This is a genomic window from Streptosporangium sp. NPDC048886, assembly GCF_055586905.1.
The window spans coordinates 213,411-228,797 of record NZ_JBVJHH010000009.1 but is presented as its reverse complement, the minus strand read 5'-3'; the positions used below and the strand labels follow the sequence as shown (position 1 = coordinate 228,797).

Genomic DNA, 15,387 nt, shown 5'->3' with positions numbered 1-15,387 from the left:
TAAAGAAACTCTGAGCCCACTACACCCTGAGGGCGACCTGCCCGTCTGACCCGGCCTGGTCATGTTCGCTGGCTGCTGCGGCTTCGAAGCGGTCCCCAGGAGCTTCGATCTCGGTGAACTCCAGCGGGCGGCCATCCTTGCTGAGCATCAGCCGGCGGACTAGCAACAAGGGGGTGCCAATGGGCTCCATGTTGAGGTCCTCGTAGGTCTCGCCGTAGGGCATCTGGGTGTGAACCCAGGTGATCCAGCGCAGTGGCCCGTGGGTGCGCTCCAGGTGGGCGTAGTAGTCCTCGGGCTCGATCTCGGAGTCGATCTCCATGCCTCTGCCTTCGCCGGTGATGGTGGCGACCTGGTCGGCCAGGAGATAGGAGCACAGGTGGATGCGGGCGCGGGTCTTGGTGTGCTGCCAGTAGGCATAGCGGTAGACGCCCATGCGTCCCCGGCGTACCCCCAGGACGTCGGCTTTGCTGCCTTCGATGGTCATGAACAGTGCCGAGTTGGGAGTGACACCGCCTGCGGTGCGTTCGGCCTCGCTGGCGACGGTGACGTGTTCCCATCCCTGCTTGGCGGGGTCGTACGTGGGGCTGAGCAGGTCTTCGCGTTCTGAGCCACCCATGAGGATGAGGCGGCGGTCAGGGGTGGGGCGGACGAAGGTGCCTCGGCCGTGGGCGACGGTGAGCAATCCTTCGCCGACGAGCTGGGCGATGGCCTTGCGGATCGTCGGGCGTGAGGTGGCGTACTCAGAAGCGAGGAATGCTTCGCCGGGGAGTGCCTGTCCGGGCTGGTAGTGGTCTTGGACCACGTCTGAACGCAAGAGGTCGGCGATGATTCGCCACCGGGCGGTGCCCTTCTCGTCGGTCATGCCGAGTTCTCCTTCTTCCACGTTTGCTCTTTACAAGAGGTAGCACGTGTTGTTTACCATGTCCACATGGGCCAAGACGTAGCACGTGTTGGAGTACCTGTCGGGAGCGAGCAAAGGAGGACGTCATGAACAGCAAGGAGGAAGCGCAGCACCGCACCATCGACCAGCAGCCGGAATGGCTGGTCGATCTCGCACGTGTGATCAACGATCCGGGCTACGACCGGTGGCGCTCAATGGTCGCCGCCACCGGAGGGTGTGCCCACCCGGTGCACCTGGCGGGCGAGTCGTTGATCGTCGATGCGACCAGCGGGGAGGTGCTGCACAGCTACCGCACGACGGATGAGCCGTCCAGGCATCTGCTGGTGGCCTGCGGCAACCGGCGGGCCTCGGTCTGTCCGGCCTGCTCGGAGGTCTACCGGGCCGACACCTTCCAGTTGATCCGGGCGGGCCTGTCCGGCGGCAAGGGTGTCCCACAGGAGGTGAGCGGGCACCCTCGGGCGTTCGTCACGCTCACCGCTCCCTCGTTCGGACCGGTGCACACACGGCGGGAGAAGGGCGGGACGATACGGGCCTGCCGTCCCCGTAAGCGCGACAAGATCTGTGAGCACGGGCATCCGGTCGGCTGCCATGCTCGCCACGAGCCGGGAGACGAACGGCTCGGGCAACCCATATGCGGCCAGTGTTACGACTACGTGGGCGCGGTGCTCTGGCAGGCTCACGCGGGCGCGCTGTGGCATCGCTTCACCCTGGAAGTGCGGCGCACCCTCGCCAGCGAGGCTGGACTGAGCCGTCGGGAGTTCGCCAAGCGGGTCCGGGTGTCGTTCGCCAAGGTGGCCGAGTATCAGCGGCGCGGCCTGGTGCACTTCCACGCCATCGTCAGGCTCGACGGTCCGGGCGGCGGGAGTGAAATCCCTCCGGACTGGGCTGATCATGGTCTGCTCACTCGGGCGATCCCTCCAGCGGTCCAGCGGGTCACGGTCACTTCTCCCCCGAGTGATCTCGGCCGGTGGGATCTGGTCTGGGGTGATCAGCTCGACATCCGGCCCATCCTGCTCGACCAGGGCCCGGACGGGCTGAGCGAGCGGGCGGTGGCCGGCTACATCGCCAAGTACGCAACGAAGGGCGCCGAAGCTTCCGGCACCGTCGATCATCGGCTGTCGTGTCCGGCCTGCAAGGGGCGGGGGCGGCTGAGCCTAATGGCCTCCTGCGGGCGCTGTCACGGCACCGGCCTCAAACCCGGCCTGCACCTGGATGCGCTTCCAGTGACCGAGCACGCCCGGCGCATGATCCGCACCTGCTGGGAGCTGGGCGCACGTCCTGAGTACAAGGCTCTCCGTCTACGGCCGTGGGCGCACATGCTGGGGTTTCGGGGCCACTTCTCCACGAAGTCCCGCCGCTACTCCACCACCCTCGGTGATCTCCGGCAGGTTCGCACAACACACCGGGCCACCGAAGCACGCGAACGGCACGGCCTTCCGCCCCTTGGCGACGAGACGACCCTCGTTCTCGGTCACTGGCGGTTCGCCGGATCGGGTTACTCCCCCGGTGAGGCGATCATGGCCGAACACATCCGCCAGAAGGTCGCCACCGCTCGGAAGATCGCCACCAAGCGGGAGGACGGATGACAGCACCCGGACCGCCCGGCGAACGGCGGCTGTATCGCATATGCGACGCCATGCACCTGCTCAGCATGAGCCGCAGCGTGATCTACGAGCAGATCAGGGCGGGCCGTCTGCGCTCCGTCACCCAGGGCCGTACCCGGCTCATCCCGGCCTCGGCCATCTCCGACTACATCGCACTACTCGAACAGGAAGCGAGGGCATCATGACCACACGACGCAGCCGGGGAGACGGCGGCCTGCACTGGGACGAGCAGCGGGAGCGCTGGATCGCCTCGGTGACGGTCGGCTACACCCCGGCCGGAAAGCGCATCGTCAAGAAGGCCAGCGGCAAGACCAAGACGGAGGCCAAGGACAGGCTCAAGGAGATCATGCGCGACTACGACGACGGCCTGGCCATCGCTCCGGCCAACTACACGGTGGCCGACGCCGTGAAGTACTGGTTGCAGCACGGTTTGGGCGGGCGCTCGGCAACCACGGTCAAGATGTACACGACGTTCGCCGACAACCACGTGATCCCCGCGGTGGGAGCGCGCAAGCTGCGTGACCTGTCGGTGGAGGACGTCGACCAGTGGCTGGCGAGCAAGACGGGTGAGCTGAGCACCCGATCTCTCAAGCTGATCCACGGCATCCTCAACCGGTCGATGAAGAGCGCCATGCGTCGCGACAAGGTGAAGCGGAACGTCGTCGATCTCTGCGAGATCCCGGAGGGACGCGCGGGCCGTACCTCCAAGGCGCTCACGCTCGCTCAGGCGGAATCCGTCATCGCCCTGGCAGAGAAGGCCAACGCGCGCATGCGAGCGTACATCGTGCTCTCGCTGCTGATCGGCGCCCGGACCGAGGAGTTACGCGCGCTCCTCTGGTCCCACGTGGTCGCGTTCGACGAGGAGCGCAAGGCGTGGTTACCGGTAGCCGATACGGGCTGGGATCACGAGCAATTCGCGATCTACGTCTGGCGGTCCGTACGGCAGAAGGGAGACACCAAGACCGTCAAGTCGCGCCGCTCCCTCAAGCTCCCTCGGCGGTGCGTCGACGCGCTGCGGGCGCTCCGGGAGGAACAGGAGAAGGCGGAGACAGAAGCGGGCCTTGTCTTCTCCACCTCGAAGGGGACTCCCATGAGCGCGGGCAACGTGCGCCGGGATATGCGGAAGATCCTTGAGAAGGCGGGGCTACGGGCCACCGACTGGACTCCCCGCGAGATGCGACACAGCTTCGTCTCGCTGCTCTCGGACTGCGGCGTCCCCATCGAGGACATCTCGCGCCTGGTCGGTCACCGGAACACGGTGGTCACCGAGACTGTCTATCAGGAGCAGATCCGGCCGGTGCTCATGCAGGGCGCGGAGGCCATGGATGAGATCTTCAAGAGTTAGTCACTCAGTTAGTCACTCACGCCCCGTTCCCAAGATCAGGAACGGGGCGTTCTTACTGGTGGGCACTACTGGGTTCGAACCAGTGACATCTCGCTTGTAAGGCGAGCGCTCTACCGCTGAGCTAAGCGCCCCGGGGATCCCGTCCGGCAGACGGGATAACACCTTACGCCACGCGGGGGGATTTCAGCACATCCAACGACCATGTGGCGCCGGCATCGGGGATTCCGGCGGCGCGCCAGCCGAGGAGGGCGGCGCCGAGCATGCCCGCGTTGACGCCCAGGGCGGCCGGGCGGAGGGGCGGGGCGTCGCGGAAGGTCAGGCGGCCGCGGAGGCGCTCGGCCAGCGGGTCGGACAGGAGGGGGCCCGCTTCGGCCAGGCCGCCGCCCAGGACGATCGCGGAGGGGTCCAGCAGCAGCGTGTAGGTGGCCAGGGCGAGGGACAGGGCCTCGACCGCCTCGTCCCACACCTCCACGGCCAGCGGGTCGCCTGAGACGGTCAGCGCGGCGACCTGTTCGGCCGTGGCGGGTGAGGCGGCCCGGGCGGAGTAGCGGCGGCCCACCGCGGAGGCCGAGGCGTAGGTCTCCAGGCAGCCGATCTGGCCGCAGGCGCACACCTCCCCGGCGGGGAAGACCGGGATGTGACCGATCTCACCGCCCCATCCGGCGGTCCCGCCGTACGGCTCGCCGCCGAGGATCACCGCACCGGCGATGCCCGTCCCGATGGGCAGGAAGAGGAAGTCGGAGACCTCGCGGCCGGCGCCGAGCACGCTCTCGGCCAGGCCGCCGGTGCGCACGTCGTGGCCGAGCATGACGGGCACCTCGAGCGGGACGAAGTCCGCGGCCGGGACGTCGCGCCAGCCGATGTTGGCGGAGTAGAGCGCCGTGTCGGCGGTGACGAGGCCCGGCACGGCCAGGCCGACCCCCGCCGGGGCGCCGCCGCCCGCGGTAGCGAGGTCGTCGATGAAGGACCGGATCGTCCCGACGACTGCGGCGGGTCCTTCGTCGCGCGGGGTCACCCGGCGGTCGGTGAGAACGACCTCGCCCGAGCGGGTGACGAGACCGCCCTTCATGGAGGTGCCGCCGACGTCAAGGGCCACAACGAAGGAGCTCATGCACGCATCCAGCAGGTCGAAGGGGCGGGGCCGAGCCCGACCCTAGCGCATGGGAAGAACGACAGATCACTCCCCAAGCTCATAAATGCACTTAAAGCCGATTTATAAGCATTAATGAACCCGGCCCAGGACACGGTTCAGCGCGGCCTCGACCTCGTCCGACAGGCCGGGCGCGCAGGACTCGGCGAGCTGCTCACCGGCCCGGGCCAGCCTTACCGCCCCGCAGGAGCGGCACTCCACCTCGCCGAGCCGGCAGATGAGCGCCACGGATCCGCACCCGGAGCACGTGTCGAGGTCGAGGTCGTGCGCGCGCTGGCAGTCCGGGCAGATGAGCACCTGCGTCTCGTGGCGCACCCCGCGCTTCCACGGGCTGGCGCCACGGACCGGATCGGTCTGCCTGGCCCCGCAGGAGAAGCAGGGCATGATCGCCTCCGGAAGGTCGAGACCGGCGGACGCCTCATGAGCGTCCGCCGGATCACCGCTCAGGAAAGTTCGGCGAGCACCTTGCGGTACTCGGCGATGTCGCGTGCCACCGGGATCGGGTTCACGACACTCCAGCGGACCACGCCCTCGCCGTCGATGATGAAGGTGCCCCGGGTGGCGAGCCCCTTCTCCTCATCGAACACACCGTACGCCTGGGCGACCTGTCCGTGCGGCCAGAAGTCGGAGAGCAGGGGGAAGGTGTAGCCCTCCTGGTCCGCCCAGGCCCGATGGGTGAACATCGAGTCGACCGAGACGGTCACCACCTGGACGTCCTCGGGCGCGGTGGCGATGAACTCGTCGCGGATCGCGCAGAGCTCACCGTGACAGACGCCGCTGAACGCGAGGGGATAGAAGATCAGCACGACCTTTTTACCCCGGTAGTCCGAGAGCTTGACCGGAGCGCCGTGCTGATCCTTCAGCTCGAAGTCCGGAGCCGGGGACCCCACCTCGACTGCCATGTCCACAGGTCCTTTCATCGGATGACGGGCAAGCGTCATCATCCTGCCGTACGGCTCACGCGAGCCGTACGGCAGGGCGGGACCCTCAGCGACGCGCCCGAGGCGTGGCCAGCCTCGTCCCCGACCAGTCGGGGGCGGCACTGATGCTGCTGGTCTGCGACAGACCCGCCGTCGTGGAGTCTTCCCCGATGTCGCTCGGCTCCACGTGCCCCTCCCGCCCCGCCTTGGGGGTGAGCAGCCAGATCTGGCCCCCCTCGCTCAGGTTGGTCAACACGCCGCTCAGGGCGTCGAACAGATCACCGTCGCCGTCGCGCCACCACAGCAGCACGATGTCGACGACGTCTTCGAAGTCCTCATCGACCAGTTCGTTGCCGGTCAGTTCCTCGATGGAGTCGCGCAGATCGTCATCGGCGTCCTCGTCCCATCCGATCTCCTGCACCACCTGACCCGGCTTGAGACCGAGTCGTTCGGCCAGGCTGCGTTCGCCCTGCGCCTGACCCGCGGTCGCGCTCACGTTTGTCCCTCCTGCTTGAATGGCCCCGCGATTACACGGTGCTCAAAGTGCTTCGGCACAGTCCACACGCTGTGACCCTTAGTCGTCAACGGTCGCCACGGCAACGACTGGGCTACGTATGAATTAGTCCGACAAAAATGACAAACGGACCTGGCGTTCCCGATTGTCGATGTTGAGATCCACAACGGCGACGGACTGCCAGGTGCCCAGCGCGAGCCGCCCGGACAGGACCGGGACGGTTGCGTACGGAGGAATGAGAGCCGGCATGACATGCGACCGTCCATGCCCTCTGGATCCGTGCGCATGCCTCCATCTCTCGTCGGCCGGAAGCAGGTCCTGCAAGGCCGCGATCAGGTCGTCGTCACTGCCCGAGCCGAGCTCGATCAGCGCGATCCCCGCGGTCGCGTGCGGCACGAAGACGTTCAGCAGACCGTCTCCTCCGCATGACCGGACGAAGCTCTCGCACTCGGAGGTGATGTCGTGCACCCGCTCGCGGGAACCCGTTACCACCTCGATTGTCTGAGATCTCACATACCCGATCCTACGATCCATCCTGAGCTGGGACGACGACCACGCGCGGTCCGTGTGCCGCGGGATGGGCCGCACCCGCCGCCGGAGCGCGCCACGCACCCGGGCGGACCGGCCGCCAGCCGCGTTGTCGGCCTTTCTTCACCAGGCCCGGAACCGGCGCGGAAGCGGGCACGGAACCGGGCCCGGACCGGCGGCGGAAGCGGGCACGGACCGGCGGCGGAACCGGCCGCGTACAGGGGTTCCCGGAGCCACGCGGATCAGCCCCCCACAAGCCCTTGACCCGGGCCTCCAGAAAAGGGGGAGATGGATGTAACCTTTGGTGGCAATTCGTCCTACCATCGGTGGTCTAGGCCACATCTCCCCCCCTGCCAGCAGGGACTTCCTGGTTACCGGTCAGTAGAGATGCACTTTCCGGGGTAAGAGACCAGGATGGAAGACGACCTACACCAGACAAAAGTCCATCCTCGGAAGGCGAGACCCAGTGGCTTCCGGACGCCAGCGTTTCTCGGTCATCAGCGACGGCCTACCCAGCCAGCTCCCTGATGTCGACCCCAGCGAGACCCAGGAGTGGCTCGAGTCGCTCGACAACGTCATCAAGACGGAAGGTCGCACTCGGGCCCGTTATTTGATGCTTCGCCTGTTGGAGCGGGCCCGCGAACACCAGGTCGGGGTCCCCGGCCTGCGCAGCACCGACTACATCAATACCATCCCGCCGGAGCGAGAGCCCTGGTTCCCTGGCGACGAATACGTCGAGCGCCGGATCCGCGCCTACATCCGGTGGAACGCGGCCGTCATGGTGACCCGGGCCAACGCCCGCACCAACGTCGGCGGCCACATCGCGACCTACGCCTCGGCCGCGTCACTCTACGAGGTGGGCTTCAACCACTTCTTCCGCGGCAAGGACCACGGCGAGTCCGGCGACCAGGTCTTCATCCAGGGCCACGCCGCGCCGGGCATCTACGCCAGGGCGTTCCTGGAGGGCCGCCTCAACGAGGGCCAGCTCGACGCCTTCCGGCAGGAGCTGTCGCACGGTTTCAAGGGCCTGCCCTCCTACCCGCACCCGCGCCTGATGCCGGACTTCTGGGAGTTCCCCACGGTCTCCATGGGCCTCGGCCCGATCGGCGCGATCTACCAGGCCCGGTTCAACCGCTACCTGCTGAACCGGAAGATCAAGGACACCAGCCGCAGCCATGTCTGGTGTTACCTCGGCGACGGCGAGATGGACGAGCCGGAGTCGCTCGGCGCGATCGGCCTGGCCGCCCGCGAGGAGCTCGACAACCTCACCTTCGTCATCAACTGCAACCTGCAGCGCCTCGACGGCCCGGTACGCGGCAACGGCAAGATCATCCAGGAGCTGGAGTCCTACTTCCGGGGCGCCGGCTGGAACGTCATCAAGGTCGTCTGGGGCCGCGACTGGGACCCGCTGCTGGCGGCCGACGTCGACGGCGTGCTGGTCAACAAGATGAACACCGTCCCCGACGGCCAGTTCCAGACCTACTCCGTCGAGAGCGGCGAATACATCCGCGAGAACTTCTTCGGCGGCGACCCGCGTCTGCGCAAGATGGTCGAGCACCTGTCGGACGAGGACATCCGCAAGCTGTCGCGCGGCGGCCACGACTACCGCAAGGTCTACGCGGCCTACAAGGCGGCCCGCGAGCACGTCGGCCAGCCGACGGTCATCCTCGCCCAGACCATCAAGGGCTGGACGCTGGGCAAGGACTTCGAGGCGCGCAACGCGACGCACCAGATGAAGAAGATGTCCAAGGCCGACCTCAAGGAGTTCCGCGACCGGCTCTACCTGCCGATCCCCGACTCCGCGCTCGAGGGCGACCTGCCGCCCTACTTCCACCCGGGCGAGAACGACCCCGAGATCGAATACATGAAGGAGCGCCGCGCGGCCCTGGGCGGCTTCCTGCCCAAGCGCGTGGTCCGCGCCAAGCCGGTCAAGCTCCCCGGCGACGCCGCCTTCGCGCAGCTCAAGAAGGGCTCCGGCAAGCAGAACGTCGCCACCACCATGGCGTTCGTCCGCCTGCTGAAGGACCTCATGCGCGACAAGGAGATCGGCCACCGGTTCGTGCCGATCATCCCGGACGAGGCCCGCACCTTCGGTCTCGACGCGATCTTCCCGACCGCCAAGATCTACTCGCCGCACGGCCAGACCTACGACGCCGTCGACCGCGAGCTGCTGCTGTCCTACAAGGAGTCGACCGAGGGTCAGATCCTGCACGAGGGCATCAGCGAGTCGGGCTCGATGGCCTCGACGATCGCCGTGGGCTCGGCGTACGCCACGCACGGCGAGCACATGATCCCGATCTACATCTTCTACTCGATGTTCGGCTGGCAGCGCACCGCCGACCAGATGTGGCAGCTCGCCGACCAGATGGGCCGGGGCTTCCTGCTCGGCGCCACCGCGGGCCGCACCACCCTGAACGGCGAGGGCCTGCAGCACGAGGACGGTCACACCCCGCTGATCGCCTCGACGAACCCGGCGGCGGTCGCCTACGACCCGTCGTGGGGCTTCGAGGTGGCCCACATCATCAAGGACGGCCTGCGGAGGATGTACGGCGAGCAGCCGGAGAACGTCTTCTACTACCTGACCGTCTACAACGAGCCCTACCCGCAGCCGGCCGAGCCCGCCGACCTGGACGTGGAGGGCCTGCTCAAGGGCCTTTACCGGTTCGCCGCGGCGCCGGCCGCCGCGGGCCCGAAGGCCAACATCCTGGTATCGGGCGTGGCCGGTCCGTGGGCCATGGAGGCCCAGCGGATGCTGGCCGAGGAGTGGGGCGTGGCGGCCGAGGTGTGGTCGGCCACCTCCTGGGCGGAGCTGCGCCGCGAGGCGCTGGCCGCCGAGGAGCACAACATGCTCAACCCCGACGCCGAGCAGCGCGTGCCGTACGTGACCCAGGCGCTGTCGGCGGCCCAGGGGCCGTTCGTGGGCGTCAGCGACTACATGCGCGCGGTCCAGGACCAGATCGCCCAGTGGGTCCCGGGCGACTGGACCTCGCTCGGCACCGACGGCTTCGGCCTGTCGGACACCCGGTCGGCGCTGCGCCGCCACTTCCACGTGGACGCGGCCTCGATCACGCTCGCCGTGCTCACCCAGCTCGTCAAGCGGGGCGAGCTCGACTCCAGGGTGCTGAACGACGCGATCGCCAAGTACCACCTCAAGAACGGTGTCACCGAGGCAGGCGGCGCCGAGAGCAACGACACGCAGTCCATGGGGCTGTGATCCCTGCCGGGCGGGTCCTTCTTTGGAAGGCCCCGCCCGGTTAGTGTTGAATCGCTTCCCCCGGCGAACGATCCGAGGGGAGCACCACGTGCGAAAAGTCTTGACGGCCGCCACCGTGACGGCGGTCCTGTCCACAGCGCTGACCGCCTGCAGCGGCGGCACCGCGACGGACGGCCACCGCGCCTCCGGCGCCCCCCAGGCACCGGCCTCCGCCCACAACGCGGCCGGGACGTCGGACCCGATCGCCTGGGGCCCGTGCACCGACATCGAGCGCCCCGGCGGGCAGGCTCCGGCCAAACCCGACCCCAACCTGCAGTGCGGCAAGCTCAAGGTCCCCCTCGACTACGCCAGACCGGACGGCGAGCCGCTGGAGATGGCCGTGATCAGGGTCAGGGCCACCGGCCCCGGCGAGCGGATCGGCTCCCTGGTCTTCAACTTCGGAGGTCCCGGCGGGTCCGGCGTCGACACCCTGGCCCAGGCCGTCAAGGTCTTCGGCACCCTGCGCACCCGCTACGACCTGGTCAGCTTCGACCCGCGCGGGGTGGAGCGCAGCGCCGGCGTCAGGTGCGGCGACAACAAGGTGATGGACCGGTTCACCTCGATGGACAGCGTGGCCACCACCCCGGCGGAGCGGGCCGCGATGGACAAGGTCATCAAGGAGTTCGCCACCGCCTGCGAGCAGACCTCCGGCAAGGTCCTGCCCTACGTCGGCACGGTGAACGCCGCCCAGGACATGGACCGGCTCCGCGCGGCGCTGGGCGACGGGCAGCTCAACTACTTCGGCATCTCGTACGGCACGCAGCTCGGCGCGGTCTACGCGACGAAGTTCGCCAAGAACGTGGGGCGTTTCGTGCTGGACGCCCCGCTCGACCCCAGCGTCACCCTGGAGCAGCGCACGCTGGCGCAGACCTCCGGGTTCCAGCAGGCCTACGAGTCCTTCCTGAAGGACTGCGTCAAGGACCGGGGCCAGTGCGAGCTCGGCGCCGACGCGACCATCGCCAACAAGAACGTCGACAACTTCCTGGACGAGCTGGACGACCGGCCGCTGCCGGTGGGCAACCGCTCGCTCACCCAGGGCCTGGCCAGCACCGGCGTCGCCGCCGCGCTGTACTCCAACCTGACCTGGCCGCTGCTGGAGCAGGCCCTGGCCCAGGGGTTCAAGGGCGACGGCCGGCTCCTGCTGTCGCTGGCCGACAGCTACAACGGCCGCAGGCCCAACGGGTCCTACTCGACCCTGATGAGCAGTTTCCCGGCCATCAGCTGCGTGGACACCGCCGAACGGCCGACCCCCGGGGAGCTGGACAAGGTGGAGGCCGCGGCATTGAAGATCTCGCCGCTGTTCGGCAGCGCGGGGCTGGGGAGCATCTGCCGGTCATGGCCGGTCCCGGGCAGCGACGAGGCCAGGAAGGTCAACGCCACCGGCTCCGCGCCGATCGTGGTGGTCGGCGGCACGGGCGACCCCGCCACGCCGTACGAGTGGGCGCCGAAGATGACCTCGGAGCTCACGACCGGCGTGCTGGTCACCTACAAGGGCGAGGGCCACGGCGCCTACCTGTCGGGCGACGCGTGCGTGAAGAAGGTCATCGACGGCTACCTGCTCGGCGGGAAGACCCCCGCCAAGGGCACGACCTGTCCCGCGTCCTGACCGGTGGAGGCGGCCCCGCCGGGCGGGGCCGCCCGGGCCTGTCCCGCTACCGGCAGGTCTCCAGCTCGGGCAGCTCGGTCTCGAAGCGGAAGCCGACCCTGCCGAAGTGGCGTTCGAGCAGCGTCCGCATGGTCCCGTCGGCGTACATGGACCCGATCGCCGCGTTGATCGCCCGGCAGGCCCCGGGATCGCCGGCTCTCAGCGCCACGCCGTACCGCTCGGCGGTGAGCCGGATCCCGGCGATCTTGAGTCCCGCTCCGCGCAGGCGGGCGCCGAACCCGGCGATCAGCACGTCGTCGCCGGGCAGGGCGTCGGCGCTGCCGTCGGCCACCCGGGTGGCGCACTTGGAGGTGTCGATGTCGTGGACGGCGACGAACCTGACGCCCCTGTCGCTGATCAGGGGGCTGGTGGTCTGGCCGGAGGCCAGGCAGAGCCGCTTGCCGCGCAGGTGCTCGATCTTGGAGATCTTGGCGCCCGCCCGGACGAGCACGTCGCGGTGGGCCAGGTAGTACGGTCCGGCGAAGGCGACCCGGCCGCGGTCGGCGCTGTCGATCGAGAGGTTGGCGACCACGAGGTCCACCTTGCCCCGCTCGACCGCCGCCTCCCGGTCGGCGTAGCCCACGGGTACGTATCTGACCCTGCCCTCGGGCACCTTCAGGGCCCTGGCGATGTGTTCGGCCACGTCGATCTCGAACCCGGTGGGCGGCACGCCCAGCGAGACGCCGGGGAGGCCGTTGCGGTAGCCGATCCTGAGCACGCCGCCGGCCCTGATCCGGTCGAGCAGGGGCGAGCCGGTGGAGGCCGCCGGGGCCGGGGTGGAGGCGGCCGGGCTCGGCGAGGCGGCGGCGCCCCAGCCGGAGATGGGGCCGGACTGGACGGCCACGAAGGCGGCCGCCGCGCCGAGGACCACGGCCACGGCGGCGGCGGCCCGGCGGCGGCGCCGGGCCGGGGTCCGCCGCTCCACCCGGGTCAGGTCGACCGTGGCGGCCTGGACGCCCTCGGCCAGCACCTCCTCGGAGGCCCGGGCCTCGTCCACCGGATGGCCGAGCAGGCGTTTGAGCACCTCGTCGGCGGTGGGCCGGAGCCGCTGGTCCTTGTTCAGGCAGGCGGCGACGGTCGGGCGCAGGTCCTCGGGGAGGGCGCTCAGGTCGGCTTCGTGGTTGATGACGCGGTTGAGCGTCGCCACGATCGTGTCACCGCCGAAGGGCGCCTTGCCGGTGGCGGTGAAGACCATGGTCGAGGCCCAGGCGAACACGTCGGCGGGCAGGCCGACGCGCTCCTCGGCGATCTGCTCGGGCGCCATGTAGGCCGGGGTCCCGACCGCGCGGGTGGTGATCGTCCCGCTCTCGTCGATGATCTTCGCGATGCCGAAGTCGACGACCCGGGGGCCGTCCGCGGCCAGCAGCACGTTGTCCGGTTTCAGATCGCGGTGGGCGATCCCGGCGTGGTGGATCGCGGTCAGCGCGGTGGCCGTGCCGATGGCGAGCCGGCTGAGCGCGTCGCCGCTCAGCGGTCCGTCGCGCTCGACCACCTGGCGCAGCGAGGGCCCGTCGATCAGCTCGCTCGCGATGTAGGGCGTCTCGCCGTCGAGGTCGGCGGCGAGGACCCGGGCGGTGCAGAACGCCTCCACCCGCCGGGCCGCGGCGAGCTCGCGCGCGAAGCGGGAGCGCGCGTGGGCCTCGCCGGTGAAGCGCACGTGCAGCAGCTTGATGGCGGCGCGTCCCCCGTCGGCGGACTCCCCGAGGTAGACGACCCCCTGACCGCCCTCCCCCAGCCTGCCCTGGAGCGTGTAGTCCCCCAACTGCGGCGGATCCCCGGGCCGCAGCGGTCTGATCTCCGGCATCGCCGACCCCTCGTATGCACCGCTTTGCCCAAGCATTACACATCGGAAGGGTGAAGATCGCCCGCTCCCGCCACGACCCGGAGATAAGGACCGGTTAAACGGATCCGCTTAAAGAGTGTTTAACAGGGTTCTCGCAATATCTGTGGCGACAGGGAGGGAATCGCGATGAGAACAGTTCTGGTGGTGGCGGCGATCGTCTCGGCCGCCGCGGTGAGCGGGTGCGGGCAGAGCCCGGAGCCCGGGATCGCCTCCGCGGGAGGCGCCACGTCCTCGGCCGCCCCGGCGGCACCGGCCCAGCCGGACGGGCTGAGGTTCGCCCGGTGCATGCGGGACAACGGCGTCGACATGCCCGACCCGGAGCCGGGCAGCGACGCCGTAACGCTCCGCGGGGAGGTCGACAAGGACAACCTGGACAGGGCGTCCAGGGCCTGCGAGAAATACGGCCCGGCCGGCCAGAAGAAGAGGTCGGCGGCCGACCCCGCGGTGCAGAACGCCCTGCTGAAGTACGCCCGCTGTATGCGGGAGAACGGCGTCGACATGAAGGATCCTGACTTTTCAGATGGAAGGGTGCGTTTAGGCGGAAATAGGATGAATCTCAACTCTCCTGAGACCGAGAAGGCGATGGAGATCTGCCGGGAGCATCTGCCCGGATCGGGGAAGCGGCCTTGAGACACGGCAGGGTCATCGCCGGGGCCGCCGGGGCCGTCCTGCTCGCCGGCGGCGGCGTGGCGGCGCTCACGCTGACCGGCCGGCAGGACGCCCCCGCCGCGGCCTCCGCCGCCCCCGTGACGACCGCCGAGATCACCCGCTCCGACCTGGCCGACGCCGAGGCCGTCGACGGCACGCTCGGCTACTCGGGCCGCCGCAGGCTGCCCAACCACGCGGACGGCACGGTCACCAGGGTCAGGGAACAGGGATCCACGGTGGGCCGGGGCGGCTGGCTCTACCGGGTCGACGGCAGGCCGGTGATCCTGATGTACGGCGACATCCCGATGTACCGCACGCTGTCCTCCGGTTCCAGCGGCAAGGACGTCGAGCAGCTGGAGCGCAACCTCAAGGCCCTCGGCCACGACCCCGGCACGGTGGACGGCGACTTCTCCTGGCTGACCGCGCGGGCCGTACGGTGGTGGCAGGACGCCGCGGGCCTGCCGGAGACCGGGTCGGTCGACGCGGCCCAGGTCGTGGTCGCCTCCGGGAGGCTGCGGATCGCCGAGGTCACCGCGGAGCCCGGGACCGCCGCGGGCCGGTCGGTGGTGACCACGACCAGCACCCGCCGGGTCGTCCACATCGACCTCGACTCGGCCGACCAGCAGCTCGCCAGGATCGGCGCCCCGGTGACGGTGGAGCTGCCCGGCGGCGGCCCGGCCAGGGGCCGGATCACCTCGGTCGGCACGGTCGCCGAGCCCGAGATGGACGGCGGCCGGCCGACCGGCGCCTCCACGATCGACCTTGAGGTCACCCTGGCCGACCCCCGGAAGCTCGGCCGCCTCGACCAGGCCCCCGTCACGGTGAACCTCCGCGGCGAGCACCGCCGGGACGTGCTCTCCGTCCCGGTCGAGGCGCTGCTGGCCCTCCGCGAGGGCGGCTACGGCCTGCGCCTGGCCGATCAGCGCACCGTCGCGGTCGAGACCGGCCTGTACGCCTCCGGCCGCGTCGAGGTGTCCGGCGCCGGTCTCGCCGAGGGTGTGAAGGTCGAGGTGCCGCAGTCATGAGCCACCGGCCT

The 15,387-nt window shown here is 69.4% G+C and carries 14 protein-coding genes and 1 tRNA gene; 7 read left to right on the top strand and 8 right to left on the bottom strand.

The annotated features are described in order from the left end of the window. Nucleotides 1-19: 19 nt before the first annotated feature. On the bottom strand, nt 20-883 hold the full coding sequence (locus ACZ6R6_RS13680; RefSeq protein WP_470093129.1) for a GntR family transcriptional regulator: 864 nt from the start codon (nt 881-883) through the stop codon (nt 20-22). A 104-nt stretch (nt 884-987) separates the two neighbouring features. Between ACZ6R6_RS13680 and ACZ6R6_RS13675 the strand changes: the two genes are divergently transcribed. From ACZ6R6_RS13675 to ACZ6R6_RS13665, 3 genes are read left to right on the top strand one after another with little or no spacing between them, the layout of a single operon-like run. Next, nucleotides 988-2,487, top strand: a complete 1,500-nt coding sequence (locus tag ACZ6R6_RS13675) for a replication initiator (RefSeq protein ID WP_470093127.1) — start codon at nt 988-990, stop codon at nt 2,485-2,487. Further along, nucleotides 2,484-2,690, top strand: a complete 207-nt coding sequence (locus ACZ6R6_RS13670; protein ID WP_470093125.1) for a helix-turn-helix domain-containing protein — start codon at nt 2,484-2,486, stop codon at nt 2,688-2,690. The genes ACZ6R6_RS13675 and ACZ6R6_RS13670 overlap by 4 nt, the downstream gene beginning before the upstream one ends. Beyond that, nucleotides 2,687-3,850, top strand: a complete 1,164-nt coding sequence (locus tag ACZ6R6_RS13665; RefSeq protein WP_470093124.1) for a site-specific integrase — start codon at nt 2,687-2,689, stop codon at nt 3,848-3,850. The genes ACZ6R6_RS13670 and ACZ6R6_RS13665 overlap by 4 nt, the downstream gene beginning before the upstream one ends. Before the next feature lie 56 nt (nt 3,851-3,906). Here ACZ6R6_RS13665 and ACZ6R6_RS13660 read toward each other — a convergent pair. The 6 genes from ACZ6R6_RS13660 to ACZ6R6_RS13635 form a co-directional block, all read right to left on the bottom strand. Further along, a tRNA-Val gene (locus tag ACZ6R6_RS13660) sits at nt 3,907-3,981 on the bottom strand. A 32-nt stretch (nt 3,982-4,013) separates the two neighbouring features. Beyond that, nucleotides 4,014-4,961, bottom strand: a complete 948-nt coding sequence (locus tag ACZ6R6_RS13655) for an ROK family protein (protein WP_470093122.1) — start codon at nt 4,959-4,961, stop codon at nt 4,014-4,016. A 111-nt stretch (nt 4,962-5,072) separates the two neighbouring features. After that, nucleotides 5,073-5,384, bottom strand: a complete 312-nt coding sequence (locus tag ACZ6R6_RS13650; protein ID WP_470093120.1) for a hypothetical protein — start codon at nt 5,382-5,384, stop codon at nt 5,073-5,075. 59 nt (nt 5,385-5,443) lie between these two features. Continuing rightward, nucleotides 5,444-5,902 (bottom strand): peroxiredoxin, encoded by a 459-nt coding sequence (locus ACZ6R6_RS13645; RefSeq protein WP_470093118.1) that lies wholly within the window; start codon nt 5,900-5,902, stop codon nt 5,444-5,446. Between the two features lie 85 nt (nt 5,903-5,987). Continuing rightward, nucleotides 5,988-6,416, bottom strand: coding sequence for a DUF3052 domain-containing protein (locus tag ACZ6R6_RS13640; protein WP_306867013.1), 429 nt, complete (start codon nt 6,414-6,416; stop codon nt 5,988-5,990). Between the two features lie 123 nt (nt 6,417-6,539). Next, nucleotides 6,540-6,968, bottom strand: a complete 429-nt coding sequence (locus ACZ6R6_RS13635; protein ID WP_470093116.1) for a secondary thiamine-phosphate synthase enzyme YjbQ — start codon at nt 6,966-6,968, stop codon at nt 6,540-6,542. Nucleotides 6,969-7,428: 460 nt separating this feature from the next. Between ACZ6R6_RS13635 and aceE the strand changes: the two genes are divergently transcribed. Both aceE and ACZ6R6_RS13625 read left to right on the top strand, forming a co-directional pair. Continuing rightward, nucleotides 7,429-10,176, top strand: a complete 2,748-nt coding sequence (aceE, locus tag ACZ6R6_RS13630) for a pyruvate dehydrogenase (acetyl-transferring), homodimeric type (protein ID WP_470093114.1) — start codon at nt 7,429-7,431, stop codon at nt 10,174-10,176. An 88-nt stretch (nt 10,177-10,264) separates the two neighbouring features. Continuing rightward, nucleotides 10,265-11,821, top strand: a complete 1,557-nt coding sequence (locus ACZ6R6_RS13625) for an alpha/beta hydrolase (RefSeq protein ID WP_470093112.1) — start codon at nt 10,265-10,267, stop codon at nt 11,819-11,821. Between the two features lie 46 nt (nt 11,822-11,867). Here ACZ6R6_RS13625 and ACZ6R6_RS13620 read toward each other — a convergent pair whose 3' ends face one another. Continuing rightward, complete coding sequence (locus tag ACZ6R6_RS13620) at nt 11,868-13,664, bottom strand: bifunctional serine/threonine-protein kinase/glutamate ABC transporter substrate-binding protein (protein WP_470093110.1); 1,797 nt, start codon at nt 13,662-13,664, stop codon at nt 11,868-11,870. 165 nt (nt 13,665-13,829) lie between these two features. On the opposite strand from ACZ6R6_RS13620, the gene ACZ6R6_RS13615 reads away from it, so the two are divergent. Next, nucleotides 13,830-14,333: a hypothetical protein gene (locus ACZ6R6_RS13615; protein WP_470093108.1), complete on the top strand. Its 504-nt coding sequence runs from the start codon at nt 13,830-13,832 to the stop codon at nt 14,331-14,333. Further along, nucleotides 14,330-15,376, top strand: coding sequence for a peptidoglycan-binding protein (locus ACZ6R6_RS13610; RefSeq protein ID WP_470093106.1), 1,047 nt, complete (start codon nt 14,330-14,332; stop codon nt 15,374-15,376). The genes ACZ6R6_RS13615 and ACZ6R6_RS13610 overlap by 4 nt, the downstream gene beginning before the upstream one ends. Nucleotides 15,377-15,387 lie beyond the last annotated feature (11 nt).

Bases quoted from the DNA above. Each gene is read 5' to 3' on its own strand.
- ACZ6R6_RS13665 (WP_470093124.1), top strand. From the start codon at position 2,687: ATGACCACACGACGCAGCCGGGGAGACGGCGGCCTGCACTGGGACGAG.
- ACZ6R6_RS13655 (WP_470093122.1), bottom strand. From the start codon at position 4,961: ATGAGCTCCTTCGTTGTGGCCCTTGACGTCGGCGGCACCTCCATGAAG.
- ACZ6R6_RS13650 (WP_470093120.1), bottom strand. From the start codon at position 5,384: ATGCCCTGCTTCTCCTGCGGGGCCAGGCAGACCGATCCGGTCCGTGGC.
- ACZ6R6_RS13635 (WP_470093116.1), bottom strand. From the start codon at position 6,968: ATGGATCGTAGGATCGGGTATGTGAGATCTCAGACAATCGAGGTGGTA.
- ACZ6R6_RS13615 (WP_470093108.1), top strand. From the start codon at position 13,830: ATGAGAACAGTTCTGGTGGTGGCGGCGATCGTCTCGGCCGCCGCGGTG.
- ACZ6R6_RS13620 (WP_470093110.1), bottom strand. From the start codon at position 13,664: ATGCCGGAGATCAGACCGCTGCGGCCCGGGGATCCGCCGCAGTTGGGG.
- ACZ6R6_RS13645 (WP_470093118.1), bottom strand. From the start codon at position 5,902: ATGGCAGTCGAGGTGGGGTCCCCGGCTCCGGACTTCGAGCTGAAGGAT.
- ACZ6R6_RS13675 (WP_470093127.1), top strand. From the start codon at position 988: ATGAACAGCAAGGAGGAAGCGCAGCACCGCACCATCGACCAGCAGCCG.
- ACZ6R6_RS13670 (WP_470093125.1), top strand. From the start codon at position 2,484: ATGACAGCACCCGGACCGCCCGGCGAACGGCGGCTGTATCGCATATGC.